We start from the raw sequence: 24,380 nt of genomic DNA, 5'->3' as shown, positions 1-24,380 counted from the left end.
ACGCTGATGGATCAGGTTACTTGCCGGACTGGGCCGCAGCGTCACGCGACGCTTGCAGCCACTGGTCAAACTGCTGGCGGTGGGCGGCAACCCATTCCTTGGCATGGCGGGTGATGTCGGCAGGCTTCTTCTCGCCCTGCTGCATCTTCAGGTTCTGGTTGCTCTCGTCGTCGGTGCTGATCTGTACCAGCGACAGGAACTTCAGCGCTGCCGGGTTCTTTTCGGCAAAGTCCTTGTTCAGCACGGCCACCACCTTGTCGATGGCAAAGCCGAGGTTCTTGCCGTGGTACATCGTGTCGACATCATTCTTGCCATCCGGCAGGTCGGTCTTCGGTACTTCCAGCCAGACCACGTCCTTGCCCTCCACCAGCACGCTGGCGATCCACTGTGGCACCCAGGTGAAGTAGAAGATCGGCTTGCCTTCCTTGTAACGGGTGATGGTGTCGGCCATCAGCGCGAAGTACGAGCCCTGGTTGACGGTGATGCTCTTGTCCAGGTCGTAGGCCTTCATGTGGTGGGCAATCACCAGCTCGCAACCCCACCCCGGGTTGCAACCGGTCATGTCGGCCTTGCCGTCACCGTCGGTGTCGAACAGCTTGGCGATCTCGGGCTTTTTAAGGTCGGTGATGTACTTGATGTTGTACTGGTCGGCAGTTTTCTTGTCGATCAGGTAGCCTTGGGCCACTCCCGGCAGAATGTCGCCGGTCTTGACCATCACGTCGTCACCACCGGCCTGCTGGTAGAACTGGTTGTGCAGCTTGTCCCACAGGTGCACGGTGAAATCGGCATCGCCATTGGCGAGGGCCACCATCATCACGCCGTACTCGGTCTCCTTCGGCTCCTGAACCTTGTAGCCCAGCTCGCGCAGGCCCTCCATGGCCACTTCGCCACGGAAGCGCTCTTCAGCGATGGAGGGGAAGATGGGCGTCACCTTCACGCCATCACCCGGCTTTTCCGCCGAGGCGTGGGCGCCCAGCGCTGCGGCGACCAAGGTCAGCGCCGTGGCGCATTTGAGGATGCTGCGGGAGAACTTGGATTCGTACATCGTCGCTTACCTTCTTCTGATTTTTATCTTCAAGTGCGGCAGATCGAACGTCTCAAAAGTCTTGCTGTGCTCAGGCGGTCTTGCGCCGCCCTTGCGGTTGCCCAGCGCCACACAGGCGCATCACCACGCCTACGGGGCCTGTGTGGTACCAGCGCAGGCTTGGGTCGGCGCTGGTGCGGGCGCCCATGGCCTGGGTCAGGCGGTCGAGGAAAATCGCCAGCAATACCAGGCCTACGCCGCCGACCGTGGCCAGGCCCATGTCCAGGCGGCCGATGCCGCGCAGTACCATCTGGCCCAGGCCGCCGACCGAAATCATCGAGGCGATCACCACCATCGACAGTGACAGCATCAGGGTCTGGTTGAGGCCGGCCATGATGGTCGAGGTGGCCAGCGGCAGCTGCACGCGGGTCAGCATCTGCCGTGGGGTGCAGCCAAAAGCGCGGGCGGCCTCGATCTTGTCTTCCGGCACCTGGCGGATACCGAGGTTGGTCAAGCGCACCAGTGGTGGCAACGCGAACACGATGGTCACCAGCACCCCTGGCACGTTGCCGATGCCGAACAGCATCACCACCGGCACCAGGTAAACGAAGGCCGGCAGGGTCTGCATGGCATCGAGCAGCGGGCGGATGACCCGCTCCATGCGGTCACTGCGGGCACACAGGATGCCCAACGGGATGCCGATGAGCGCGCAGAAGAACACCGAGGTCAGTACCAGCGCCAGGGTGGTCATCGACTCGGCCCACACACCGATCAGGCCCAGCAGGGTCAGGGTGACGAAACACAGCAAGGCCATGCGCTTGCCCGCCAATTGCCAACCCAGCAACGACGAGAGGATGATGCCGATGGTGGGAGGGATGCTCTGCAGGGTGAATTCGATGCCATTGAGCACCTGGTCGATGGGCCAGCGAATGGCGCGGAACACCTCTCGGAAGTTGTGCACCAGGAAATTCAGGGTAGCGGTGACCCAGTCACCCAAGGGGATGGTGGCCGCCTGGAACGGGTCGAGAAGGCTGAATTCGGACATGAGGGCTTACCTCTTTTAGTAAACGCTACGGGCGCTTTTTGTTTTAGTGGCGGCTCAGGGTCTGCAGCAGCTCGTTCTTCGACAGCGTGCCCTTGAAGGCACCTTGGCGGTCGAGCACCGGGACCGGGTACGGCAGGTTGGCTGCAATACCCAGCACCTCGTGCAGCGGCGTGTCGGTGTACACCGGGCACTGCTCGTGCAGGCTGTAGCGGTCACTGGCGGATGCGCCGTTGGCGTCGGTGTCGACCACGCCCAGCAACTGCCCGCGGTCATCGACCAGGTAGCCGAACGGCACGCCGGCCTGGAAGCTCGGGGCCTTGCCGTTGACCTTGCACACCACGGCAGGGTCAAACCTGGCCACATCGCCGGCCTTGAGCACCCTTGAGCTGTCGAAGCTTTTGAAGAAGGTGCGCACGTAATCGTTGGCTGGCTGGTTGATCAGCTCTTGCGGAGTGCCGATCTGCACCACCCGGCCGCCTTCCATGATCGCGATGCGATGGCCAATCCGGATGGCTTCCTCGATGTCGTGGGAAATGAAGATGATGGTGCGCTGCTGCTCGGCCTGCAGGCGAATCAGCTCGCCTTGCATTTCGCTGCGGATCAGCGGGTCGAGGGCTGAGAACGCCTCGTCCATCAGCAAGATTGCCGGGTCGTTGGCCAGTGCCCGGGCCAGCCCCACGCGCTGCTGCATGCCGCCAGACAACTGGTGCGGGTAGCTGTGCTCATGGCCGGCCAGCCCAACCTGGCTCAAGGCTTCACGGGCGCGGCTGTGGCGCTCGGCTTCTGCCACGCCGGCGATTTCCAGGCCGAACGCGGTGTTTTCCAGCACGCTCATGTGCGGCATCAGCGCAAAGGACTGGAACACCATGCCCATTTCCTTGCGGCGCACGTCCAGCAGGGCTTTGTCGGAGAGCCCGGTGATTTCCTTGCCGTTGAGGTGAATGCTGCCGGAGGTCGGCTCGATCAGGCGGTTGAACAGCCGCACCATGGTCGATTTGCCCGAACCGGAAAGGCCCATGATGACGAAGATCTCGCCACGCTTGACGGAAAAGCTTGCATCGAACACGCCGACGACGTGGCCGGTCTTGCTGAAGATTTCGTTCTTGTCGGCGCCCTTGCGGAGCATCTCCATGGCCATGTCCGGGTTGGGACCGAACACCTTGAAGATATTGTTTACCGAAAGAATCTCATCGGCATGGCTCATACGACCCTCTTTATTATGCTTATTAACCAATCTTTCAACATCGCACTTTCAATAAGGCGGGTAGAGATCAGTGCGAGTACGCTTGGCAGTCCGTTCAAATTCGAACGTGAGTCAAAACCGGCACGCAGAAAATCCTGCTTCAAAAAATTGTTCGACCTCGATGTCTCGAATGTCGCGCCGTGGGTTTAACGTTAGGCCCTGCACCAGAGCGGGTCCAACGACATTTGTATGGCGCTAACCATTACCTGAAGTTATCAATCGGGCCCTGAGCCCGGCGCCAGAGCCCTGCGCATTTACCTGCGCGCCTTGAACAGGCTAGAGTGATCTACCTGGCTAAGACGAAGGACCTCGCCCCACCCCATGGTCAGACACTCCGAACCCGATCAGACGCTGATCAAGATGCCCTCGCTGCGCGCGGTCAAAGTCTTCGTCGCCGCCGCCAAATACCAGAACTTCACCCGCGCCGCCGAGGCGCTTTGCGTGACGCAGGCTGCGGTCAGCCGGCAGATTCGTGAGCTGGAAACCTACCTGGGGGCAGAGCTGTTCGCCCGTGTTGGCCGCGCGGTGGAGCTGACCGTGGCGGGCTCGATCTTCTTCGACGCGGTGCAGTTGTCGTTCGTCAACATCTCCCAGGCGGCCGAGCGCATCCGCAGCAACACCAACACCAAACACGTCGTCACCCTGTGTTGCTCGCCGGCGTTTGCCGCGCTGTGGCTGGGGCCGCGCATGCCAAAGTTCTTCGACGAAAACCCGGACATCGACATCAACCTGGTCACCACACAGAACTTCCTGTCGATGGAGCCTGGGGTACGCCCGGATATCTACATCACCAAAATCGGCAAGGTGCAGGCGGGCTACAGCTCGCACCCGCTCAACCATGACGTGATCTACCCGGTGTGCACACCCCACTACCTGGCGCAGCACCCCGAAATACGCACCTTGCAAGGGCTGCGCGATGGCACCTTGCTGAACCTCAGCCCCTATGGCCGCTCGCAGGTTGCCGAGCATGTGGACTGGAACGTGTGGCTGGCCTTTCATGACATCGACCTGAAAAGCCGCGCCAACACCGCGCCGCACTTTTTCAATGCCAATGACTACAACCTGTTGGTACAGCTGGCACTGGGCAGCCAAGGAGTGGCGTTGGGCTGGCATCACTTGATTGCACCGCTGGTGGTGCAAGGGCTGCTGGTGCGGCCTGTGGAGCAAGAACTGGTGTTGAAAGATACCTTTCACTTCCTGGCGTTCAATGAAGACAAGGAACATGACTCCAGTTGCCGGCGGTTGCGGGACTGGTTGCTGGACGAGTTTCAGCCGTTGCTGGAGTCATTGCGCTGAACTCATTGCACCGGCAGAAAATTCATTAACAACAAGCTTTGCGCGTAGTTCAGGCCAATCCGCCGGTAACGCTCGTCCAGGAGTTCCGCCAGCAAGTCCAGTCGGGCCACGATTTTACCGAACTCCACGGCAAAACTGAGGTTGCTGCCCTCTTCCGAAATTTCATTGGAGAACAGCAGCAATACCCCATTCGCGTCCTGGCGCTGGCTGAGCATCCAGGTTGCCTTCTCGATATTGCGCGCCGCGTTGTTAACGAATAGCGGGTCGATGGTATCGGTCATGTAAAACTCGGTACGCCCACCATGCGCGGTAATCAGCATGCTGCCGATGGCGTAAATGAAGGCGCCAACGCGATCACCGCGAAACTCCGGGCTCAGGGCGTAGCTCAATGCCGCCAGGTCACGGCGGTTGCCCAGTTGCGGCAATGGCTGGCGTTGCTCGATGGCCATGCGGATCTGCCGCTCGGCGGTGGCGGCGTCGATGTAGCCAGACATTTTCCACTGGTTGGGATTGCGCTGGTACAGCTTGTTCATCAGCAGGTACAGGCTTTGCAGGTTGTCACGCATGGACAGCGTGGCCATGCGGTCGACGCTGGTCTGGAACAGCTCGCTGGGTTTGCCGTTGCCGAACTGATTAACGATGTCACGGCCTTGCTCCTGGGTGCAGGCGCACAGGCATGTGAGGGCGCCTGCCAGCAGCAGGCGGGAGAAGAAACTTGGGTAGCTTGCAACCATCGGCACCGGGTCGATATTCGGCGGCTGCCTTGGGGGTCAAGGCAGCCTGGCCAAGCATAGAGCTCCGAAAACGGAAAAAGTGCAGTGGTTGGGGATTTTCAACTACATGGCGTGGCGCAACATCTCCACCACCTGCGCATGCAACGCCGGGTCACCACATGCCACCACGCAACCACCATTCTGCGCCGAGCTGCCGTCCCACGCAGTGATCACACCACCCGCCCCTTCAATGATCGGCATCAGTGCCTGCACGTCATACGGCTGCAGGCTGGCCTCCACGATCACATCGACAAACCCCGAAGCCAGCATGCAGTAGGCATAGCAATCACCGCCATAACGCATCAACCGCGCCTGACCGGCAACGGCCTCGAACGCAGCCTTGCGCTCGGCGGAATCGAACATGTCGGGGGTGGTGCACATCAGCGTGGCCGAGGCCAGGTCGGCGCAGGCACGGGTTTGCAGCGACGTGCCGCTGCGCCAGGCGCCTTCAGGGGTGCCGACAAAGCGTTCGCCGGTGAACGGCTGGTTCATCACCCCCACAACCGGCCGTTCGCCGTCATTCAGGGCGATCAACGTCCCCCACAGCGGCAGGCCGGTGATGAAGGCACGGGTGCCATCAATCGGGTCGAGCACCCAGGTCAGCGGGCTGCTGCCGACGGCGACACCCGCTTCCTCACCCAGAATACCGTGGTCGGGGTAGCGGGCCTGGATCAGCTCGCGCATGGCGTCCTCGGCCGCCTTGTCGGCCACGGTGACAGGGTCGTACAGGCGCCCGCCCTTGTCCTCGACAGCCAGGCTGGCACGGAAATATGGCTTGATCGCCACCGCGGCGGCATCGGCCAGCTGCTCGGCGAAGGTGCGGAATTCACCGATCTGTTCAGCACTCAGGGACATGGGACGGCCTCAGGACAATGATTAGGGGCAGCATCATACCCGACACAACGAGCATCGCCAGCCTGCCGCTCATGCAGCCTGAGGCGAACTAGACTGAACAAGACCAGATCACCGGGGGGCTGCCACACGTGGAGGTGTGAGATGAGCCAGTTCAAGCGTTTGTTCGTCATGCTTGGCCCGCAAATGCGCCATACACCCGCGCTGCAACGCGCAGCGGCGCTGGCGGAGTCCAGCGGTGCACTGCTGGATATCAACGTGTTCGTCGATGATGTCGACACCTTTGGCTTGATGAGCGATGGTCGCGAACGTGAGCGGCTGCTCAGTGACAACCGCCAATGGCTGGCGGATGAGGCCGAACAGTTGGGCGATGCCGGCCTGGACGTGTCGACCGAACTGTTGTTGACCCGCGACCCGCTGGGCAGTGTGCTGGAGCGGGTCGAGCGGCTGGGTTGCGACCTGCTGGTCAAGGACGTGCAGCACGAACCGATTCTCAAACGCCTGCTGGTCACGCCCCTGGACTGGCAACTGCTCAAGGACAGTCCGGTCGCTGTACACCTGGTGAGCGACATCCGCCTGCCCTTGCCCCGGCAGATTGCTGCAGCGGTGGACCTGAACAGCCACGGTGCAGGCGAACACCTGGATGAACAGGTCATACAGACTGCCCATGCCCTGGCGCTGCAATGCAACGGCGAGCTCCATCTGCTGCATGTGTGCGATGCAGCCAAGACCCATATCGCCGATTTCGGTGCAGGTACGGTAACCATGCCTGGCTTCGACAGCAGCGTGCGTACCGCGCAGCGGGCTGCGTTCAACCGCCTGGGTGACCATCATCAGATTCCGCTGGAGCGCAGGCACTTCCTGGAAGGGGCAGCGATCAGGGCGATTGCCCAGTTTGTCGGCCACAGCCGGGCCGATGTGATTGTCATGGGCAGCCACCGGCATGACGCGATGCAGACGTTCCTGGGTGGGACCACGGCCCATGTATTGGAGCATCCGTTGTGTAATGTGCTGGCGATCAAGGCCGTTCACTGAGTTCTGGTATACCTGAACCGGCCGCTTTGTGGGCAAACCCGCTCCCTCAGGAATATCAGCGGTGGGAGCGGTTTACCCGCGTAGAGACCGGCGTGTATTTCATCGGTTGGTATTTGGTACACCAGTGCCACACAAAAAGAATGCATTTGATAATGATTCGTAGTAATTTCGCGACGCTTCTCCACCCTCTCCCTCAGCGCCTTACTCCAGGATCGTACCGTCGATGCGTCGCACGTTCGTTTCGCTTTGTGTGCTTCATGCTGTCTCCCCGCTGGCCTTTGCCGAGCCCGAACCGCTCAGCGACCCTGCCCAGATTGAACTCCAGGCTTTGAACATCACCAGCAACGCCGACAGCGAACGCGCCGATGGCCCGGTCGTTGGCTACAAGGCCACCCGCTCGGCCAGCGCCACCCGCACCGACACGGCGCTGCACGAAACGCCGCAGTCGGTCAGCGTGGTGCCCAAGGCTGTGTTGACCGATACGGCCAGCACCCGCCTGCAAGACGCCCTGGACTATGCCGGTGGTGTGGGCCGCGCCAACAACTTTGGCGGGCAAGGCCTGACCACGGTCACTGTCCGCGGTTTCACCACTGGCGAGTACTACCGCAACGGCTTCCCGATGAACCGCGGTTACCCGAATGCGCCTGATGCCAACAGCGTCGAGCGTCTGGAAGTGATCCGCGGCCCGGCCAGCAGCCTGTACGGCCGTGGCGACCCCGGCGGCACCTTCAATGTGGTTACCAAGCAGCCGCAGACTGAACAGCAGGTAACCCTGGGCAGCCAGTTCGACGATCAGGGCATGCACCGCGCCACCCTCGACGCCACCGGTGCCTTGAACCAGGACGGTAGCCTGGCCTATCGCCTGAATGTGTTGGGCGAAGGTGGCGACAGCTTCCGCGACAACGTCGAAAGCGAACGCTACAACGTCGCGCCGGTGCTGAGCTGGCAGGTGAACGATGCGACCAAAATCGTCTTTGAAGGCGACTTCATGCGTAACAACCACCCGCTTGACCGCGGGCTGACGCGTTACACCAACCAGGCTGGCAGCGCCTCGCGCGATACCAACATCTGGGGCAAAGGCAGCGACAACATGCTGCACAACGATAACAACATGGCGCAGTTGCGTTTCGAGCATGCGCTCAATGATGACTGGACCCTGGGCGGCGGCATGCAGTGGCTGGACGGTACCCTCAAGGGCAACGCCATCGAAGCCAACCGCTTGCAGGCCGATGGCCGGACCTTGGGGCGTAACTTCAACTACCGCAAGCTGGAATGGCGCGACCGCGACTACCAGCTCAACCTGACCGGGCATTTTGACACCGGTGGTTTCAGCCATACGCTGCTTACAGGTGTCGAGTACGAAGACTACGACTACAACTCGATCATCCAGCGTTCGGCTACCACTCCAGCGTCCTATCCAATCGACCTTTTCGATCCGGTATATGACCAGTCGCGCCCAGCACTATTGAGTACACCCACCACCCATGACAAGGAAAACCTCAAAACCTGGGCATTCTTCGTTCAGGACCAGGTTGCCCTGACCGAGCGCCTTAAAGCCTTGGCAGGTGTGCGCTTTGAACGCTTTGAACATGACTACGTCAACAAGCTCAACAGTGCGGGTGACTTCGATAAAGGCGAGAACGGTGTAACCCCGCGGTTCGGCCTGCTGTATGACCTGACCGATACCGTCGCGGTCTATGCCAACACGGCCCGGTCGTTCAAGCCCAATACCGGAACCCCGGCCAGCGGTGGGGGATTCGCCCCGGAGAAAGGCAAGTCCTACGAGCTGGGTGTGAAATGGGAGGCACTTGATCGCCAATTGAGCGTTGACGCGGCGATCTACCACATCGTCAAGGAAAACGTACTGGCCAACGATCCCAGTGACCCAACCGGCACCTACAAGATCGCAGCCGGCGAAGTGCGCAGCCGTGGCCTGGACATCAACGTTGCCGGCAACATCACGCCTGAGTGGCGGGTAATTGGTGGCTATTCGTACGTGGATGCCCAAGTTACCAAGGACACCAGCCTGCCGACCGGCACGCGCCTGGCAAACATCCCGCGCAACAGCTTCAGCCTGCTCAACACGTATGAATTCCAGGATGGCTTGGCCAAGGGGCTGGGCCTGGGCGTTGGCGTAAAGTATTTGGATGATCGTCAAGGCCAGACCGCCGCGACGACCTACACCATGGAGCAATACACCGTGGTCGACTTGCTGAGCTTCTACCAGGTCAACGAACACGTCCGTCTGAACCTGGATGTGAAGAACGTGTTCAACAAAGGCTATGACGAGGGGGCGTTCAACAGCTATGTGTATCCGGGGGCGCCTCGGACAGTGCAGGCTGGGGTTTCGTATACCTTCTGACGGGAGTGGGGGCCGCTTGGCGGCCCCAAACCGCTAGAAACCCTTGCTGTAGAACAGCGAGTACGACTCGATCCCGTCGTTAGGCTGCTTGATGCCCGCATTGGAGTAATGCATCGCACGGATCCCTACCTTTTGCTCCCCCGGCAACTTCAAGCCAAAACCGATGCGGTCTTCGAAGTTGACCGAAGAACCCAGACGCTGATCGCCCACGTCGGTCTTGGAAAACGCCGCCAGGCCAATGCCGGCCTCGATGTACGGCGTGTAGGTGAAACCGCTGAACTCATAGGTGAACACCGGGCTGAACGACAGCGAATGTGCGCCACTGGCGTCCCCGCCCTCCCAGTAGGTGTACGCAGCGTCCCAATACCCGCTCAGATAACCAGTGCTGCTTTCCAGCCATTTCTTGTCCCAGTCGAACGACATGCCAATACGGTAGGTCATGTCACCTTGGCCTGTGGCGCCAACGGCACCGGACACCTGCGCGGCCTGGGCCAGATTGGCCCCTGCAAAGGCCAGCACTGCAGCGGCCAGCGATGCTGCCAGACGGGTTTTCATCAACGACTCTCCTGATGGTCTACACGGCAAGCGGGGGCTTGAGCCCCTCGATTTTATGCGGTGCCCGGCACTTCCAGGCCGGTCACACGAAGTAATAGTTTTTTGATTATTGTCCAGATAATCAGAAAGTTGAAAGTGAATTGCCACTATTGGCTAATTCGCTTCTTTAAGATGTGCCTTGCCGTGCGCAGGGCTTCAGTCGTACTCCGCCTCTTCGTGTTCGCCCAGCAGGCGCCGTTGCCGGGGAGTGGCGCGCTCCAGCACCTGCGGGTTGAAACGCCAGCTCAAGTACGGCGAAAACTTCTGTGCGACCATGCGCCGGCCGTAGTGCACCTGCAGCATGTCGCGCGCTCGGGCCTGGCTGCAGTTGGCCCCGCCGCTGTGCCACACGTCACTGCGAAACACCAGCGCATCGCCCGCCTTGCACAGCACCGGCACGGCTTCGCAGCCCTGCCAATGGTTCTCACCCGCCTGTGGCGAGCGCGCGGCGTGGTGGCTGCCAGGCACGATCCAGGTCGGCCCCAGGCTGTGATCAATCTCGCTGAGGTACAACTGTGCAGTCAGAATCTGCGCGGGTTGGGTGAAGTCCCCACGCTCTCTGAGCCAGCCGGGCAGTTGCATGGGCAAGTGGTCGAGGTGCAAAGGCATACCCGGGTAACCCGGATGACTGCGCCAGGCGGTTTGCCCGATGACATGGCAATCGGTACCCAACGCCGCTTCAGCCAGTGCGATGAGTGGTGGAAGGTCGAGAAAAGGCAACCACAACGGGTTGCGGTTGAACACGCATTTGTAGTGTTCCAGCAGCCCTTGGTAATCCCAGTGGATCGGCTGCAGATCATCGATGGCGCAGCGTAACAGGGCGATACGCAAGGGTTCGAGCACATCCGGGATCAATACATAACCCTGCTCGTCCAACATCTCCAGTTGAAGGCTCAGGCTCATGGCGATGTGCTCCGACCCGGCAGGAGTACATGCGTACTCCCGCCCGTTATCCATTAACGCCAGTTAAGGCTTACCGTCGTAGGGGCCTTTCCGTTAACAGTCACCATTTGCTGCACCGTCTGCCCTTGAGCGTTACCGGTGACTTTGTATTTGCCAGGCGGCAACTGCACATACAGCAGTGGCCCGGCGTCCATGACGCTGAGCACGGGCTGCCCCTGGGCGCTCTGGATATCGACGTTGGCACCGCTCTGGAACTTGCCTTCCGGCCCTGTAGAAAGCTCTACGTGCAAGTCGTAACCCGGGGTCTTGCGCAGGGCGTTGGCCTCATCCTGGCCGATGCCTCCCTGGAGAAAGCGCACGCCGTTCTGTTCCTGTGGTTGTAACTGAACGGCCTGCATATCGATGGGGGCATTGAGGTTGGCGGCGGCTGCCAAGGTCCATGGCATGGCCAAGGCGACCAGCAGTGCCGCACCGAGGGCATAGTGATGGTTACGCATGGTACGACCCTCCTTCAGAGGATGGCTTACCTAGTATCTGATCCTTCAGGCGTACCGGTGTTCGTGCCGATGTCTGGTTACCGTCGTGATATTCGGCACTAACGCATGAAACTAACGTAAATTTATATGAATATCAGGATGTTGTGCGTGCTTCTTCAAGCAGCTTCACAAACATGCTCAAGCTGCGCGATACCGTGCCCCGCCGCCACACCAGCCAGGTTTTCAGGTAGCGGAAATCCTCCGACATCGGCCACGCACTGACGGTGCTGCATCCGGGCATGTTGTCGAGCATGCTGCGTGGCATCATGGCCAGGCCTGCGCCAGCGCTGACGCAGGCCAGCATGCCATGGTAAGACTCCATCTCGTGGATCTTGCCTGGCACCGCCTGGTCCTGCACGAACCAGTTTTCAAAGTGATGGCGGTAGGAGCAGTTGGCGCGGAAGGCGTAGATGCTCTCCCCGTTCACGTCCTGTGCACGGGTGACCGGGGCATGGTTGAGCGGCGCGATCACCATCATCTCTTCCTCGAACACGGGCATGCCCTCCAGTGTCGGGTGCAGCACCGGGCCATCGACGAACGCCGCCACCAGGCGACCCGACAACACGCCTTCCAGCATCGTGCCCGAAGGGCCGGTAGACAGGTCCAGGTCGACCTTGGGATAGCGCTGGTTGTAGGCCGCCAGCAGCGCGGGGATGCGCACGGCCGCGGTGCTTTCCAGTGAGCCCAGGGCGAAGGTGCCCTGCGGGTCTTCACCGGCCACGGTCAACCGAGCCTCGTGAACCAGGTCGAGAATGCGCCGGGTGTATTCGAGAAAATTCCAACCCGCAGGCGACAGGCGCAGGCGGCTCTTTTCGCGAATGAACAGTTCAACGCCGAGGTCTTCCTCCAGCTGCTTGATGCGCGTGGTCAGGTTCGACGGCACCCGATGGATGTGCTGCGCGGCGGCACTGATGCTGCCCTGCTCTGCCACGGCCTTGAAGATCTCCAGTTGCACCAGGTCCACAGCCTTTCTCCAAACGTGAATGTTTCGCTCATTATTATTCAGTTTTCATTAAAGCCATAGCCCACTAGTCTGGCGTCACTGATTAACAACAACGAGAGTGTCCGCCATGAGCGCGATCAGCAGCCTGACCCACGCCATCTCCCTCGACCCGTACAGCGGCGAGCAGATCGGCGCCTACCCGTTCGACACCGACGCCGCACTGGAAGCGGCGCTGCAACGTGCCAAGGTTGGCTACCGCCAGTGGCGCCAAGTGTCGCTGGGTCAGCGCAGCGAGTACCTGCTCGCCCTGGCCAGCACCCTCGAAGCCAAGGCCGAAGCCTTCGCCCAGATGATCAGCCGCGAAATCGGCAAGCCAGTCGCCCAGGCCCGTGGCGAAGTCAGCAAGTGCGTTGGCCTGTGCCGTTGGTACGCCGAGCACGGCCCGGCCATGCTCGCGCCGGAGCCGACCCAGGTTGAAAAAGCCCGTATCGAATACCGCCCGCTTGGCCCGATCCTGGCCGTGATGCCCTGGAACTTCCCAGTCTGGCAGGTATTGCGCGGCGCCGTGCCGGCGATCCTGGCGGGTAACACGTACGTACTCAAGCATGCGCCGAACGTGATGGGCAGCGCCTACCTGCTGGGCGAGCTGTTCAAGGATGCCGGGCTGCCAGAGGGCGTGTTCGAAGTGCTGAACGTGACCCCGGATGGCGTCACCCGCGCCATCAACGACACGCGCATTGCCGCCGTGACCCTGACCGGCAGCGTACGTGCCGGCATGGCGATCGGTGCCCAGGCCGGTGCCGCGCTGAAGAAGTGCGTGCTGGAGCTGGGTGGCTCCGACCCGTTCATCGTGTTGGCCGACGCCGACCTGGATGCCGCCGTCAAGGCTGCGGTCATCGGCCGCTACCAGAACACCGGCCAGGTCTGCGCGGCAGCCAAGCGCCTGATCGTCGAAGAAAGCATCGTTGACGAATTCACCCGCAAGTTCGTTGAAGCCACCCGTGAACTGAAAGTGGGCAACCCACTGGAAGACGACACCTACATTGGCCCGATGGCCCGTTACGACCTGCGCGATGAGCTGGACGGCCAGGTGCAAGCGACCCTCGCCGAAGGCGCCACCCTGCTGCTGGGCGGCAACAAGGTCGAGGGCGTGGCCAACTTCTACGCGCCGACCGTGTTCGCCAACGTCACGCCGGAGATGACGGCGTTCAAGCAGGAGCTGTTCGGGCCGGTGGCCGCAATCATCACTGCCCGTGATGCCGACCATGCGGTGGAGCTGGCCAACGATAGCGAGTTCGGCCTGGCCGCAACCATCTACACCGCCGACTATGCGCTGGCCGAGCGCATGACCGCAGCACTGGATACCGGTGGCGTGTTCATCAACGGTTACTGCGCTTCCGACCCCCGTGTGGCGTTTGGCGGCGTGAAGAAGAGCGGTTTCGGGCGTGAGCTGTCGCACTTTGGTGTGCGTGAGTTCACCAATGCCCAGACTGTCTGGCTGGACCGCAACTGATTTTGTAAATGGGGGCTGCTTTGCAGCCCATCGCCGGCAAGCCAGCTCCCACTTCGACCGCATCAGGCTCAGGTCGTATACAGTCCCTGTGGGAGCTGGCTTGCCGGCGATGGGCCGCGCAGCGGCCCCAAAGGCCTCAATCCCGAACCTGGTCCTTGACCCAGTCCAGCATCCCTCCCGGCACGATCAACTCATGCCGCGCCCGCGAACACGCGGTGTACAACCCCGCCAGCATCCGCGCCCGCTCATTGCGGTTGCCCGCCACCTGAGGCGCCACCATCAGCTCCGGCGACACCATCACCCGGGCGAATTCCATGTTCTTCACGTCCCTTACCCGCCCCAGGAACAACTTGGGTGCCTTGTCCCAACGGTAACGGCTCTTGGCCTTGGCAAAGTGCTCCGGCGTGTAGCCCTTGCGCAGCATGTTGGCCACGGCAACGAAGGCCTTGTCATCGCCCTTGTCCTGCTCCAACGCCTGCCAGCTGGCATAGCGGAACAGCATCGGATGCCGGGGCCGCGTGCCGTAACGGTACAACTCGATGCAGTCTTCGACGAACAATTCGAAGTCCTTGCGCGCGCTTTTGAGCAGCACGAACGGCACGCCCTGGTGTGTCAGACGCTGGAACCAGCCAAACAGGCCCCATTCGTCATCGACGATCAGCGCCGTGGGTTGTTCCGGCACCGTCACGGCATCGAAGAAACTGACCCGGGTGTAGTGCTCGGCGCTGCCACTGAAAGCGGCCTGAATCGCGGCCGGATGCGCCTGAATCAGCGGGTTCAGCACGTTGTCCATCGCCGGCCCGGCACGCAGCGAATGGTCGATGCAGCGCTGGCGAATGAAACCGCCATGGTGCGGGCTGAGGCCGTTGAGGTTCTGCAGCTCGTCCCCCAGGGCAATGATCGACTGCGGGCTGCGATCAAGCACGGCAAGCATCGGTGCGGACAACTCATGGGCTTCGTCGACGATGACGTGGGTATAACGGCTGTCGATCACATAGTCGGTCAGCGACAGCAGCTTTACCCGGTGGTAGTCGCGCACCGGTAGCTGGATTTCTCGTGCCGATGGGCGAATCAGTTCCTGCCAGTACGACCTCGCCTTTTCCAGCAGCACCTCCTGGTCCAGCGGCGAGGTGCCCGGACCGGCCCATGGCAAATGGTGCAATTGCAGCTGGGTGTCGGCACTGTGGCAGAACGTGCGCACGGCGCGCACGCACAAGGCAACCACATCGCGTGCGGCAACCGGGCCGATGTCGGGAATGGCCAGCCAGCGCACCACCTGCGCGTCCTGCGGGCGCCACGACAGCTTGGTACGGTACGGGTCGCGCAAGCGCCAGCCATTGCTGGTGAGGTCGCGGTTCAGCAGCTCGTCTGCCAGCTGGCCGAAGGTCATCGCGGTGTAGGCGGCAGCGTCCTTCACCCGCGCCTGCAGGGCGCGCAACTGGCCCTCGGTCAGTGCCAGCAGCAACGTGCGCTGTGGCTCCAGCAGCCGGGCGAACTGGTGAATCAGGAAGGTCTTGCCGGTGCCGGCGAAGCCCTGCACGGCCACCGACTCGTCTATGCCACTGAGAAACTCGCGCAGCAGGCGGTTTTGCTGATCGCTGAGCATCAGGTCACTGGCCAGGGACGGCAAGTACACCGGGTGCAGCGGTGTGGCCCGCTGGCGGTAGGTGTCGGCGAACTGGAAGCTCCACTGGCCTTCGGCATCCAGCAGCTCGTCTACGGTGTACTCCACCTCGGCCGACAACAGGGCAATGCCGTTTTCACCCAGCATGCCAAGGCCCATGGCAAAGGCTTCGCGATCGAAGTGCTGCGCCACCTGGCCCTGGAAACGCCCGGGCGCAGCGCTTTCGACTTCGTTGGCGATGCGCACGATTTCGGCGAAACGGCGCTCTTGTGCGTCGGCCGATGCGGTGCCGGGCTGGCGTGGGAGGTTTTGCACGAACAGCACTGCGGCGGCGTCGAGCACGCTGGCAGTGGTGAAAAATTCGGTGTTGAGTTCGCTGGCGAGGCGGTCGGCCTGGTCGCTGGGCAAAGGCAGGTAAAACATCGGTACCTCGGGTGGAAACAGGGCGGCACGATAGCAACTTTCAGTAGGGAATGCTGGGTTTAACCCCTGCCCCGCTTCAACGTCTCGCTGGGAAACTCCTTGAACAACTGTTTGTAACTCTCTGAAAACCTTCCCAAATGCCAGAATGACCAGCGCATCGCTACTTCGGCGACCGTCACGCCACCACCGCGCAACAAGTCGCGCCGCGCACCGTTCAGCCTGCGCAACCGCAGCCACTGCGCCGGTGGCATGCCGGTAAATGCCTTGAACGCCTGCTGCAACTGGCGCAGGGAAACCCCGGCAACCCCTGCCAACTCCACCAGGTTCAGCGTCTCTTCCGGGCAGTCGGCTGCCCATTCGCTGACCCGGCGCATGATCGCCCGCTCTTCGTCACGGCGCCCCAGCGCCACACCCTGCAAGCGTTGGCAGGCATTGTCGAGTATGAACAGGCAGTCCTCCAGCAATTGCTCCGCGAGGGCCTGCCCTTGCAGCGGGCAATCCGCCTCGCCAAGGCGCGTCAGCGTGGCGCTCAGCCAGCTACCGAACAAGGCATTCTGCCCGCTGCCCAACGGCACCATGAACAAACCTTCGAGGCGCTGTGGGTCCAGCCCGTGCCGGGCCAGAAAGGCCTGGTCGAACACCACCGCCACTTCCTGGTAGTTCTCCGGCGTGATCCAGATATTGCGGCTTTGCTCGTTCAGCAGGTACAGGCTGTTCTCGCTGCGGTCGAAGCAGAACGCCAACGAACCGCTCGGCGCGCGGAAAAACTGTTCCACCCGGGTATTCAGCCGCTCTTCGTACACCTCCACACCATCGAGCCCCAGGCAACGCAGCTCACCACTGAAATGCCCGGGTGACATCTGCCGATACTGTTGCTGCCAGCCAGGGGTGGCGCGCACTTGCTCGGTAACGTCGGTGGTATGAAAAGCCTGGACCTGCAACGCATTGGCGGTTGTCACGCATTGTCCTGTATGCACTCTTTTGGTGCATTCGTTACTGAAGAAAGTGGATAGATTGCCCCGGGGGGCTGCGACCAAGATAGTCTCCAGCGCGTCACCTGGGAAGCGTGATGCCCCGGAAACCCTGCGACGGCTTTCTCGGGCTTACACGTTCCCACACTAAAACCCAACCAAGAGGTCTGTATGAACGCCCCCTTCGATCAGCTGTACACCTGGCTGAAAGAACACCGCATCACCGAAGTCGAATGCGTGATCAGCGACTTGACCGGCATTGCCCGTGGCAAGATCGCGCCCACCGCCAAGTTCCTCCACGAACGTGGCATGCGCCTGCCAGAAAGCGTGCTGCTGCAGACGGTCACCGGCGACTACGTTGACGATGACATCTACTACAACCTGCTCGACGCCGCCGACATCGACATGGTCTGCCGCCCCGACCCGAGCGCTGTGTACCAGATCCCGTGGGCGATCGAGCCGACTGCGATCGTGATCCACGACACCTTCGACAAACAAGGCAACCCCATTGAGCTGTCGCCGCGCAACGTGCTGAAGAAGGTGCTCAAGCTGTACGCCGACAAAGGCTGGCAGCCGATCGTCGCACCGGAAATGGAGTTTTACCTGACCAAGCGCTGCGAAGACCCGGACTTGCCGCTGCAGGTACCGCTGGGGCGCTCTGGCCGTGCCGAAAGCGGCCGTCAGTCGTTCTCGATCGATGCCGCCAACGAATTCGACCCGCTGTTCGAAGACGTCTACGACTGGTGCGAGATCCAGGGCCTGGACCTGGATACGCTGATTCACGAAGACGGCCCGGCGCAGATGGAGATCAACTTCCGCCACGGAGACGCGCTGGACCTGGCCGACCAGATCACCGTGTTCAAGCGCACCATGCGTGAGGCAGCCCTCAAGCACAACGTCGCCGCTACCTTCATGGCCAAGCCGATCACCGACGAGCCGGGCAGCGCCATGCACCTGCACCAAAGCGTGGTGGACATCGCCACCGGCAAGCCGATTTTCGCCAATGAAGACGGCAGCATGAGCCCGCTGTTCCTGCACCACATCGGCGGCTTGCAGAAGTACATCCCCAAGCTGCTGCCGATGTTCGCGCCCAACGTCAACTCGTTCCGCCGCTTCCTGCCGGACACCTCGGCACCGGTCAACGTCGAGTGGGGCGAAGAAAACCGCACCGCGGGCTTGCGTGTACCCACGTCCAGCCCCGAGGCGATGCGCGTGGAAAACCGCCTGCCGGGTGCGGATGCCAACCCGTACCTGGCGATTGCCGCCAGCCTGCTGTGCGGCTACCTGGGCATGGTCGAGCAAATCGACCCCAGCGCGCCGGTACAAGGCCGTGCCTACGAACGGCGCAACCTGCGCTTGCCGATCACCATCGAGGATGCGCTGCAGCACATGGAAGACTGCGAAACCGTGCAGCAGTACCTGGGCAAGCAGTTCGTCCAGGGCTACGTGGCGGTCAAGCGGGCCGAGCACGAGAACTACAAGCGCGTGATCAGCTCGTGGGAGCGCGAGTTCCTGATGCTCAGCGTCTGACCCACCTTGGGGGGCTTGAAGCCCCCCTGCACCGAATTCGAAGAACAAGACCTACGAGGTGTCCCCATGCGTCATCTGCAAGCCCTGATACCCGCTGCATTCACCCTGCTGTTCGCCACCACCACCCACGCCACCCCTTCGGTCAGCGTGTACAACTGGACCGACTACATTGGTGACACCACCCTGGCCGATTTTCAGGCCAGCAGCGGGATCAAGGTGGTGTATGACGTGTTCGACTCCAACGAAACCCTCGAAGGCAAACTGCTGGCCGGGCGCACCGGTTATGACGTGGTGGTGCCGTCGAACCACTTCCTCGCCCGCCAGGCCCAGGCCGGTGCTTTCCTGCCGCTGGACCGCAGCAAGCTGCCGAACTGGCAGCACCTGGACCCAAAGCTGCTCAAGCAGCTTGAACAGAACGACCCCGGTAACCAGTACGCCGTGCCGTACCTGTGGGGTACCAATGGCATCGGCTACAACGTCGACAAGGTCAAGGCGGCACTGGGCGTGGACCATATCGACTCGTGGGCGGTGCTGTTCGAGCCGGAAAACCTGAAAAAGCTCAAACAGTGCGGCGTGGCCTTCATGGACTCGCCCGATGAACTGTTCCCGGCTGTCCTCAATTACCTGGGCATGGACCCGCGCAGCGAAAAGCCGGCCGACTACGCCAAGGCCGAAGCCCGCCTGCTGGAGCTGCGCCCCTACATCACCTACTTCCATTCATCCAAATACGTCTCCGACCTGGCCAATGGCGATGTCTGCGTGGCCTTCGGCTACTCCGGCGACGTGTTCCAGGCCGCCAACCGTGCCGTGGAAGCGAAGAACGGCGTGAAAGTGGCCTACAGCATTCCCAAGGAAGGCAGCAACCTGTGGTTCGACCTGCTGGCCATCCCCAAGGACGCCAGCAACCCCGAGCAGGCCCTGGCATTCATCAACTACCTGCTCGACCCCAAAGTGATCGCCAAGGTCAGCGCAACCGTCGGCTATGCCAATGCCAACCCGGACGCCAAGGCCTACATGGATGCATCGCTGGTCAACAACCCAGAGATCTACCCACCCCAGGACGTGCTGGACAAACTGTACATCTCCAGCACCCCGAGCCCGAAGATCATGCGCGTCATGACCCGCTCCTGGAGCAAGATCAAGTCCAACCGCTGAGTCGAGAACGCCCATGTCTTTCAATACTCAACACGCCGCTTCGTACTACGCCGCCACGGCGCGCGATGCGGCACCCTACCCCAGCCTGGACGGCGAACTGACGGCTGACGTGTGCGTGGTCGGCGGCGGGCTGACCGGGGTCAATACCGCCCTGGAGCTGGCCGAGCGTGGCCTTTCGGTGGTGCTGCTGGAAGGCCGGCGCATCGGCTGGGGCGCCAGTGGGCGCAATGGCGGCCAGCTGATTCGCGGTATTGGCCACGATGTCAGCGGTTTCGCCCGGCATGTGGGCCAGGACGGCGTGCGTTACCTGAAGCAGGCCGGCATCGATTCGGTGGCGCTGGTGGCCGAGCGTATCGCCCGCTACGGTATTGCCTGCGACCTGCGTTGGGGTTTCTGCGAACTGGCCAATACACCGGCCCAGTTCGCTGCCTTCAAGGATGAACAGGACGACCTCGCTGCGCTGGGTTATCGCCATGCAACACGCCTGGTCGGTGCCGGGCAGTTGAACGAGATTGTCGCCAGCGACCAGTACGCCGGCGGTTTGGTCGACATGGGCTCGGGCCACTTGCACCCGCTCGACCTGGTGCAGGGCGAGGCCCGTGCCGCGCACGGCCTGGGTGTGCGCATTTTCGAGCAGAGCCCGGTATTGCGCATCGAACACGGGCCTTGCGTGACCCTGCACACGGCTCGCGGCAAGGTGCGGGCCAGTAGCCTGGTACTCGGCTGCAACGCCCACCTCGACGAGCTGGAGCCACGCCTGGGCGGCAAGGTGCTGCCAGCCGGCAGTTACGTGGTGGCCACCGAACCATTGCCCGAAGCACTGGCCAGCAGCCTGATTCCGCAGAACATGGCGCTGTGCGACCAGAAGGTCGGCCTGGACTACTACCGCCTCACCGCCGACCGCCGCCTGCTGTTTGGCGGCGCCTGCCACTATTCCGGGCGCGACCCCAAGGACATCGCGGCCTATATGCGGCCCAAGGTGCTGAAGGTGTTCCCCCAGCTGGCCAATGTGCGCATCGATTTTCAGTGGGGCGGCATGATCGGCATCACCGCCAACCGCTTCCCCCAGGTTGGGCGCCTGAGCCAGCACTCGAACGTGTACTACGCCCAAGGTTACTCCGGGCATGGGCTGAACGTGACGCACTGGACGGCGAAGCTGCTGGCCGAAAGTATCGCCCTCGGCCATAGCCATGGCCTGGATGTGTTCAGCGCCGTGCCACACCTGACCTTCCCAGGGGGCAAGGCCTTGCGCTCGCCGCTGCTGGCACTGGGCATGCTGTGGTACCGGTTGCGCGAAGCGTTGGGTTAATCAACAGACGAGATGCTGCTTGGGCAGGCGCCTCCTGGATCAGCAGGCGCCGGCACTGGTCAGTGAAATATAAAGTGAAGCCTAAATTATTAGACTTAAGCGACTGTATTTATTGATTTTTATTAAAATCGCATAGTCAGCTTAAAGAATAACCTGTAGCCCTTTGTTCTTTATGATATTAAGCAGCTTCAAAGCTGGTCCCGATGGACGCGTTTCCCCTTGCTCCCATTTACGTACCGTTGATGCACTCGTATGAAGGTGCATAGCGAAGACCGGTTGGCTGAAGTTGAGTGCCTCGCGCAACCGGCGTATATCCACCGCACTGAAATCCAGCACTGGCGCGGGACACAGCGCTTCGTAATCCCGAAGGGTAACCTTGCCAATCGCTCCCGCCTCATGAAGGGCAATGAGGTCCTCACGTAATGACTCAACCAGTTCGCTGCTCACAGCAGACCTCCACTAATACGCCCGCCTGCAACGCCCGACAGAGCGCCAGCGGTGATAAATCAAGAAAAACCTTGCCCGCGAATCTCAACGCTTTCTGCTCTTCCAGCGTGATGTTTGCCTGGTCGCTTTTGGCGAAGCCATGCAGAAAAACACATCGATTGCCAATTCTGGCCGATAGCAAGGTTCGATAGCCGCCACGCTTGCCCGCCCCTTGCGCTGCCACACGCTTTTTGAACAATTCGCCACCCAGCCTTGCATCGACCAGGCCTTTTCGCATCTCTTCTACTGCCTGGCACAGCGTTTCATCCGTGAGCCTGTGGGCCGCCTGCCAGCGCGCGAAGTCCTTGCGCTTGAAAATCTCCATGAGTTACCTCTTACCATACCCGTAGCGGGCATAGTTTCCAAGAGTGATAACAAGTTTAAAGCCAGCCACTTCCGATGGCTTTGTAGGAATTTGCAACGTCGTCAGACCCAACTGCCGTACTGCTTATCGCAACTGATTGAACTCCCTGGCTGGCCAACTGTCTCGCACCTGCTAGCGTTGTTCTGGCCGACCTCTCATGGATGCACCTCCATCATGAAATCACTGCCTCGCATTACCCTGTTGTGCGCCGCGCTGCTTGCCGTGGCCGCCTGCTCCAGCAAAAGCGTGGACCCCAAGGATTATTCCGGCTTCCTCAAGGATTACAGCCGCCTGCAGGAAGCCAAGAGCCCTTCGGGTGACCCGGTGATGCGCTGGATCGACCCCAACGTTAACGTCAACCAGTACAGTCAGGTGTTCATCGAGCCCAGCCAGTTCTACCCCAAGCCACAGCCAACGGCGGTGATTTCGCAGCAGACGCTGCAAGAAATCACGCGTTACTTCAATGAAGCCTTGCGCCGTGAAATGGGCAGCGTGATGCCGCTGGCCAAGGGGCCAGGCCCGGGAGTGATCGTGGTGCGCCCTGCCATTACAGCGGTGTCGACCAGCAACGAAGGCCTGAAGCCTTACGAAGTCATCCCTATCGCACTGATTTCGGCGGGAGTGAACACTGCCATGGGTGGCCGTGATCAGGAAGTGGATGTCGGCGTGGAGGCAGCGTTCCTTGATGGTGCCAGCCAGAAGGTGCTGGCCCAGGTGGTGCGCAAAGGCACGGGGCAGGAACTGGAGAACGATACCCAGAAGCTGACCTTGAATGACGTAAAGCCAGTGCTGGATGGTTGGGCGAAGGACATGCGTGCCAGCTTCCTGGCAGCGAAGCAGAAGGCTCGTTAAGTTTAGGGCCGCTTTGCGGCCCTAAACCTGATCTAGCCTGTTAGCACTCTACGAATGCAACCGCCAAACCGCCGCGCGAGGTTTCCTTGTAGTTGGCGTGCATGTCCGCCCCGGTATCACGCATGGTGCGGATTACCCGGTCAAGTGAGATGAAATGCTCGCCATCTCCACGCAACGCCATCTGTACGGCATTGATCGCCTTTACCGCAGCAATCGCATTGCGCTCGATGCACGGTACCTGCACCAGGCCACCGACCGGGTCGCAGGTCAGCCCGAGGTTGTGCTCCAGCGCAATCTCGGCGGCGTTCTCAAGTTGTGGCGGTGTTGCACCCAGCACTTGCGCCAGGCCGGCAGCGGCCATCGAACACGCTGAGCCCACCTCGCCCTGGCAACCGACTTCGGCCCCTGAAATCGACGCGTTTTTCTTGCACAAAATACCGACCGCTGCGGCGCCGAGCAGGAAGTCCACCACATCCGCGTCGTTGGCACTGGGGTTGAACTTCATATAGTAGTGCAGCACCGCCGGGATAATACCGGCCGCACCGTTGGTTGGTGCAGTGACCATACGCCCACCGGCAGCATTCTCTTCATTGACCGCCAGGGCGAACAGGTTCACCCACTCCATGGCGCTGAGGGTCGAGCCAATCACGTTGGGCTTGCCCAGTTCCTGCAAGCTGCGGTGCAGCCGCGCGGCGCGGCGTTTGACGTGCAGCCCACCCGGCAGGATGCCTTCGTTGCGCAGGCCGTTCTGAACGCACTCCTGCATGGCCACCCAGATACGCAGCAAACCTTCACGCACTTCGGCTTCCGGGCGCCAGGCGCGTTCGTTGGCCATCATCAGTTGCGCAACGCTCAAACCGTGGGTTTTGCACAAGGCCAGCAGCTGGGCCGCACTGTCGAACTCGTACGGCAGGATCACTGCGTTGCTTTCGGCGGCAGGGGCATCGATTTCGGCCTGCTCGACGATAAACCCACCGCCCACTGAATAGTAGGTCTGGCACAGCAGGCTGCCCTGCCCGTCCAGCGCCTCCAGGCTCATGGCATTGGGGTGATAAGGCAGGTTTTCGTCGAGCAGCAACATGTCACGGCCATACTCGAAGGCCAGCGGGTGGCTGCCATCCAATATCAGGCAATGCTCCTGCAGCACCTGGCTGATACGCGAATCGATGGTGGCCGGGTCGATCCGGTCTGGCCATTGGCCCATCAGGCCCAGCAGGCAGGCGCGATCGGTGGCATGGCCAACCCCGGTAGCCGACAGCGAGCCATACAACCGCACTTCAACGCGCGTTACCCGCGTCAGCACCCCCTGCTCACGCAGGGCCTGGGCGAACGTCGCGGCTGCCCGCATCGGGCCGACGGTGTGAGAGCTGGACGGCCCGATGCCGATTTTGAAAAGGTCGAAAACACTGATAGCCATGCTAATGCCTGACCGTACCCTGAGATGAATCCACGGCACGGTTATCTGAAGAAATTGAGCGGTATTGCGATTTTGCGCGATACTGACGCGCTCATTCACGAATGACCAACGAATCTTTCTAAGCAAGGCT

22 protein-coding genes are annotated in these 24,380 nt (G+C 61.3%); 8 read left to right on the top strand and 14 right to left on the bottom strand.

The window, feature by feature from the left end:
- Nucleotides 1–16 precede the first annotated feature (16 nt).
- The 3 genes from proX to A0O30_RS22780 form a co-directional block, all read right to left on the bottom strand.
- Nucleotides 17–1,045 (bottom strand): glycine betaine/L-proline ABC transporter substrate-binding protein ProX, encoded by a 1,029-nt coding sequence (gene proX, locus A0O30_RS22790; RefSeq protein WP_105948127.1) that lies wholly within the window; start codon nucleotides 1,043–1,045, stop codon nucleotides 17–19.
- 70 nt (nucleotides 1,046–1,115) lie between these two features.
- A complete protein-coding gene (proW, locus tag A0O30_RS22785) occupies nucleotides 1,116–2,069 on the bottom strand; it encodes a glycine betaine/L-proline ABC transporter permease ProW (RefSeq protein WP_105948126.1) in 954 nt (317 codons plus the stop codon).
- A 43-nt stretch (nucleotides 2,070–2,112) separates the two neighbouring features.
- Nucleotides 2,113–3,273 (bottom strand): glycine betaine/L-proline ABC transporter ATP-binding protein, encoded by a 1,161-nt coding sequence (locus tag A0O30_RS22780; RefSeq protein WP_105948125.1) that lies wholly within the window; start codon nucleotides 3,271–3,273, stop codon nucleotides 2,113–2,115.
- A gap of 360 nt (nucleotides 3,274–3,633) precedes the next feature.
- Here A0O30_RS22780 and A0O30_RS22775 point away from each other — a divergent pair, with 360 nt between their 5' ends.
- Nucleotides 3,634–4,608, top strand: coding sequence for a LysR family transcriptional regulator (locus A0O30_RS22775; RefSeq protein ID WP_105948124.1), 975 nt, complete (start codon nucleotides 3,634–3,636; stop codon nucleotides 4,606–4,608).
- Nucleotides 4,609–4,610: 2 nt separating this feature from the next.
- Here A0O30_RS22775 and A0O30_RS22770 read toward each other — a convergent pair whose 3' ends face one another.
- Together A0O30_RS22770 and hisN are read right to left on the bottom strand one after the other, a co-directional pair.
- Complete coding sequence (locus A0O30_RS22770) at nucleotides 4,611–5,342, bottom strand: hypothetical protein (RefSeq protein ID WP_060499426.1); 732 nt, start codon at nucleotides 5,340–5,342, stop codon at nucleotides 4,611–4,613.
- Nucleotides 5,343–5,444: 102 nt separating this feature from the next.
- Nucleotides 5,445–6,236 carry a histidinol-phosphatase gene (gene hisN / locus A0O30_RS22765; protein WP_105948123.1) on the bottom strand — a complete coding sequence of 264 codons (792 nt, stop codon included), beginning with the start codon at nucleotides 6,234–6,236 and terminating at the stop codon, nucleotides 5,445–5,447.
- Nucleotides 6,237–6,377: 141 nt separating this feature from the next.
- On the opposite strand from hisN, the gene A0O30_RS22760 reads away from it, so the two are divergent.
- Both A0O30_RS22760 and A0O30_RS22755 read left to right on the top strand, forming a co-directional pair.
- A complete protein-coding gene (locus tag A0O30_RS22760) occupies nucleotides 6,378–7,268 on the top strand; it encodes a universal stress protein (protein ID WP_019096261.1) in 891 nt (296 codons plus the stop codon).
- Nucleotides 7,269–7,491: 223 nt separating this feature from the next.
- The gene (locus tag A0O30_RS22755) at nucleotides 7,492–9,630 is read left to right on the top strand and encodes a TonB-dependent siderophore receptor (protein WP_105948122.1); all 2,139 of its coding nucleotides are present in this window, start codon (nucleotides 7,492–7,494) and stop codon (nucleotides 9,628–9,630) included.
- 33 nt (nucleotides 9,631–9,663) lie between these two features.
- Here A0O30_RS22755 and A0O30_RS22750 read toward each other — a convergent pair whose 3' ends face one another.
- The 4 genes from A0O30_RS22750 to A0O30_RS22735 form a co-directional block, all read right to left on the bottom strand.
- A complete protein-coding gene (locus A0O30_RS22750; protein WP_019096263.1) occupies nucleotides 9,664–10,185 on the bottom strand; it encodes an acyloxyacyl hydrolase in 522 nt (173 codons plus the stop codon).
- A 195-nt stretch (nucleotides 10,186–10,380) separates the two neighbouring features.
- Complete coding sequence (locus A0O30_RS22745; RefSeq protein ID WP_105948121.1) at nucleotides 10,381–11,127, bottom strand: phytanoyl-CoA dioxygenase family protein; 747 nt, start codon at nucleotides 11,125–11,127, stop codon at nucleotides 10,381–10,383.
- A 53-nt stretch (nucleotides 11,128–11,180) separates the two neighbouring features.
- Entirely contained in the window at nucleotides 11,181–11,624 is a 444-nt protein-coding gene (locus tag A0O30_RS22740) for a hypothetical protein (RefSeq protein WP_105948120.1), read from the bottom strand.
- Between the two features lie 133 nt (nucleotides 11,625–11,757).
- A complete protein-coding gene (locus tag A0O30_RS22735; protein ID WP_060499365.1) occupies nucleotides 11,758–12,627 on the bottom strand; it encodes a LysR family transcriptional regulator in 870 nt (289 codons plus the stop codon).
- A 106-nt stretch (nucleotides 12,628–12,733) separates the two neighbouring features.
- Between A0O30_RS22735 and A0O30_RS22730 the strand changes: the two genes are divergently transcribed.
- The gene (locus A0O30_RS22730; RefSeq protein ID WP_105948119.1) at nucleotides 12,734–14,119 is read left to right on the top strand and encodes an aldehyde dehydrogenase family protein; all 1,386 of its coding nucleotides are present in this window, start codon (nucleotides 12,734–12,736) and stop codon (nucleotides 14,117–14,119) included.
- Between the two features lie 136 nt (nucleotides 14,120–14,255).
- Here the strand turns inward: A0O30_RS22730 and A0O30_RS22725 are convergent, their stop codons facing one another.
- Complete coding sequence (locus tag A0O30_RS22725) at nucleotides 14,256–16,166, bottom strand: AAA family ATPase (RefSeq protein WP_105948118.1); 1,911 nt, start codon at nucleotides 16,164–16,166, stop codon at nucleotides 14,256–14,258.
- A gap of 59 nt (nucleotides 16,167–16,225) precedes the next feature.
- Nucleotides 16,226–17,125: a helix-turn-helix domain-containing protein gene (locus A0O30_RS22720; protein ID WP_105948117.1), complete on the bottom strand. Its 900-nt coding sequence runs from the start codon at nucleotides 17,123–17,125 to the stop codon at nucleotides 16,226–16,228.
- A gap of 183 nt (nucleotides 17,126–17,308) precedes the next feature.
- Between A0O30_RS22720 and A0O30_RS22715 the strand changes: the two genes are divergently transcribed.
- From A0O30_RS22715 to A0O30_RS22705, 3 genes are all read left to right on the top strand, one after another.
- Nucleotides 17,309–18,667 (top strand): glutamine synthetase family protein, encoded by a 1,359-nt coding sequence (locus tag A0O30_RS22715; protein ID WP_016715275.1) that lies wholly within the window; start codon nucleotides 17,309–17,311, stop codon nucleotides 18,665–18,667.
- Between the two features lie 66 nt (nucleotides 18,668–18,733).
- Nucleotides 18,734–19,822 (top strand): polyamine ABC transporter substrate-binding protein, encoded by a 1,089-nt coding sequence (locus A0O30_RS22710; RefSeq protein ID WP_105948116.1) that lies wholly within the window; start codon nucleotides 18,734–18,736, stop codon nucleotides 19,820–19,822.
- Nucleotides 19,823–19,835: 13 nt separating this feature from the next.
- Nucleotides 19,836–21,131 (top strand): FAD-binding oxidoreductase, encoded by a 1,296-nt coding sequence (locus A0O30_RS22705; RefSeq protein WP_105948115.1) that lies wholly within the window; start codon nucleotides 19,836–19,838, stop codon nucleotides 21,129–21,131.
- Between the two features lie 141 nt (nucleotides 21,132–21,272).
- Here the strand turns inward: A0O30_RS22705 and A0O30_RS22700 are convergent, their stop codons facing one another.
- A complete protein-coding gene (locus tag A0O30_RS22700; RefSeq protein ID WP_105948114.1) occupies nucleotides 21,273–21,578 on the bottom strand; it encodes a DNA-binding transcriptional regulator in 306 nt (101 codons plus the stop codon).
- A complete protein-coding gene (locus A0O30_RS22695) occupies nucleotides 21,559–21,942 on the bottom strand; it encodes a type II toxin-antitoxin system RelE/ParE family toxin (RefSeq protein ID WP_105948113.1) in 384 nt (127 codons plus the stop codon). Before A0O30_RS22695 ends, A0O30_RS22700 begins: the two co-directional genes overlap by 20 nt.
- 213 nt (nucleotides 21,943–22,155) lie before the next feature.
- On the opposite strand from A0O30_RS22695, the gene A0O30_RS22690 reads away from it, so the two are divergent.
- Nucleotides 22,156–22,833, top strand: coding sequence for a DUF3313 domain-containing protein (locus A0O30_RS22690; RefSeq protein ID WP_105948112.1), 678 nt, complete (start codon nucleotides 22,156–22,158; stop codon nucleotides 22,831–22,833).
- Nucleotides 22,834–22,873: 40 nt separating this feature from the next.
- Here the strand turns inward: A0O30_RS22690 and A0O30_RS22685 are convergent, their stop codons facing one another.
- Nucleotides 22,874–24,250: an L-serine ammonia-lyase gene (locus tag A0O30_RS22685; protein WP_105948111.1), complete on the bottom strand. Its 1,377-nt coding sequence runs from the start codon at nucleotides 24,248–24,250 to the stop codon at nucleotides 22,874–22,876.
- Nucleotides 24,251–24,380 lie beyond the last annotated feature (130 nt).

It is taken from the genome of Pseudomonas sp. LLC-1 (genome assembly GCF_002992185.1).
GTDB lineage: Bacteria > Pseudomonadota > Gammaproteobacteria > Pseudomonadales > Pseudomonadaceae > Aquipseudomonas > Aquipseudomonas monteilii.
The sequence above is the reverse complement of the archived record's forward strand: the minus strand, read 5'-3'. Positions and strand labels throughout refer to the sequence as shown.

What these genes read in the sequence shown, in the direction of transcription:
- A0O30_RS22770 (WP_060499426.1), bottom strand. Translation starts at nt 5,342, where the DNA reads ATGGTTGCAAGCTACCCAAGTTTCTTCTCCCGCCTGCTGCTGGCAGGC.
- A0O30_RS22775 (WP_105948124.1), top strand. Translation starts at nt 3,634, where the DNA reads ATGGTCAGACACTCCGAACCCGATCAGACGCTGATCAAGATGCCCTCG.
- A0O30_RS22710 (WP_105948116.1), top strand. Translation starts at nt 18,734, where the DNA reads ATGCGTCATCTGCAAGCCCTGATACCCGCTGCATTCACCCTGCTGTTC.
- A0O30_RS22750 (WP_019096263.1), bottom strand. Translation starts at nt 10,185, where the DNA reads ATGAAAACCCGTCTGGCAGCATCGCTGGCCGCTGCAGTGCTGGCCTTT.
- A0O30_RS22755 (WP_105948122.1), top strand. Translation starts at nt 7,492, where the DNA reads ATGCGTCGCACGTTCGTTTCGCTTTGTGTGCTTCATGCTGTCTCCCCG.
- A0O30_RS22780 (WP_105948125.1), bottom strand. Translation starts at nt 3,273, where the DNA reads ATGAGCCATGCCGATGAGATTCTTTCGGTAAACAATATCTTCAAGGTG.
- A0O30_RS22685 (WP_105948111.1), bottom strand. Translation starts at nt 24,250, where the DNA reads ATGGCTATCAGTGTTTTCGACCTTTTCAAAATCGGCATCGGGCCGTCC.
- proX (WP_105948127.1), bottom strand. Translation starts at nt 1,045, where the DNA reads ATGTACGAATCCAAGTTCTCCCGCAGCATCCTCAAATGCGCCACGGCG.
- A0O30_RS22745 (WP_105948121.1), bottom strand. Translation starts at nt 11,127, where the DNA reads ATGAGCCTGAGCCTTCAACTGGAGATGTTGGACGAGCAGGGTTATGTA.
- A0O30_RS22725 (WP_105948118.1), bottom strand. Translation starts at nt 16,166, where the DNA reads ATGTTTTACCTGCCTTTGCCCAGCGACCAGGCCGACCGCCTCGCCAGC.
- A0O30_RS22690 (WP_105948112.1), top strand. Translation starts at nt 22,156, where the DNA reads ATGAAATCACTGCCTCGCATTACCCTGTTGTGCGCCGCGCTGCTTGCC.
- A0O30_RS22730 (WP_105948119.1), top strand. Translation starts at nt 12,734, where the DNA reads ATGAGCGCGATCAGCAGCCTGACCCACGCCATCTCCCTCGACCCGTAC.
- A0O30_RS22705 (WP_105948115.1), top strand. Translation starts at nt 19,836, where the DNA reads ATGTCTTTCAATACTCAACACGCCGCTTCGTACTACGCCGCCACGGCG.
- A0O30_RS22740 (WP_105948120.1), bottom strand. Translation starts at nt 11,624, where the DNA reads ATGCGTAACCATCACTATGCCCTCGGTGCGGCACTGCTGGTCGCCTTG.
- A0O30_RS22715 (WP_016715275.1), top strand. Translation starts at nt 17,309, where the DNA reads ATGAACGCCCCCTTCGATCAGCTGTACACCTGGCTGAAAGAACACCGC.
- hisN (WP_105948123.1), bottom strand. Translation starts at nt 6,236, where the DNA reads ATGTCCCTGAGTGCTGAACAGATCGGTGAATTCCGCACCTTCGCCGAG.
- proW (WP_105948126.1), bottom strand. Translation starts at nt 2,069, where the DNA reads ATGTCCGAATTCAGCCTTCTCGACCCGTTCCAGGCGGCCACCATCCCC.
- A0O30_RS22695 (WP_105948113.1), bottom strand. Translation starts at nt 21,942, where the DNA reads ATGGAGATTTTCAAGCGCAAGGACTTCGCGCGCTGGCAGGCGGCCCAC.
- A0O30_RS22760 (WP_019096261.1), top strand. Translation starts at nt 6,378, where the DNA reads ATGAGCCAGTTCAAGCGTTTGTTCGTCATGCTTGGCCCGCAAATGCGC.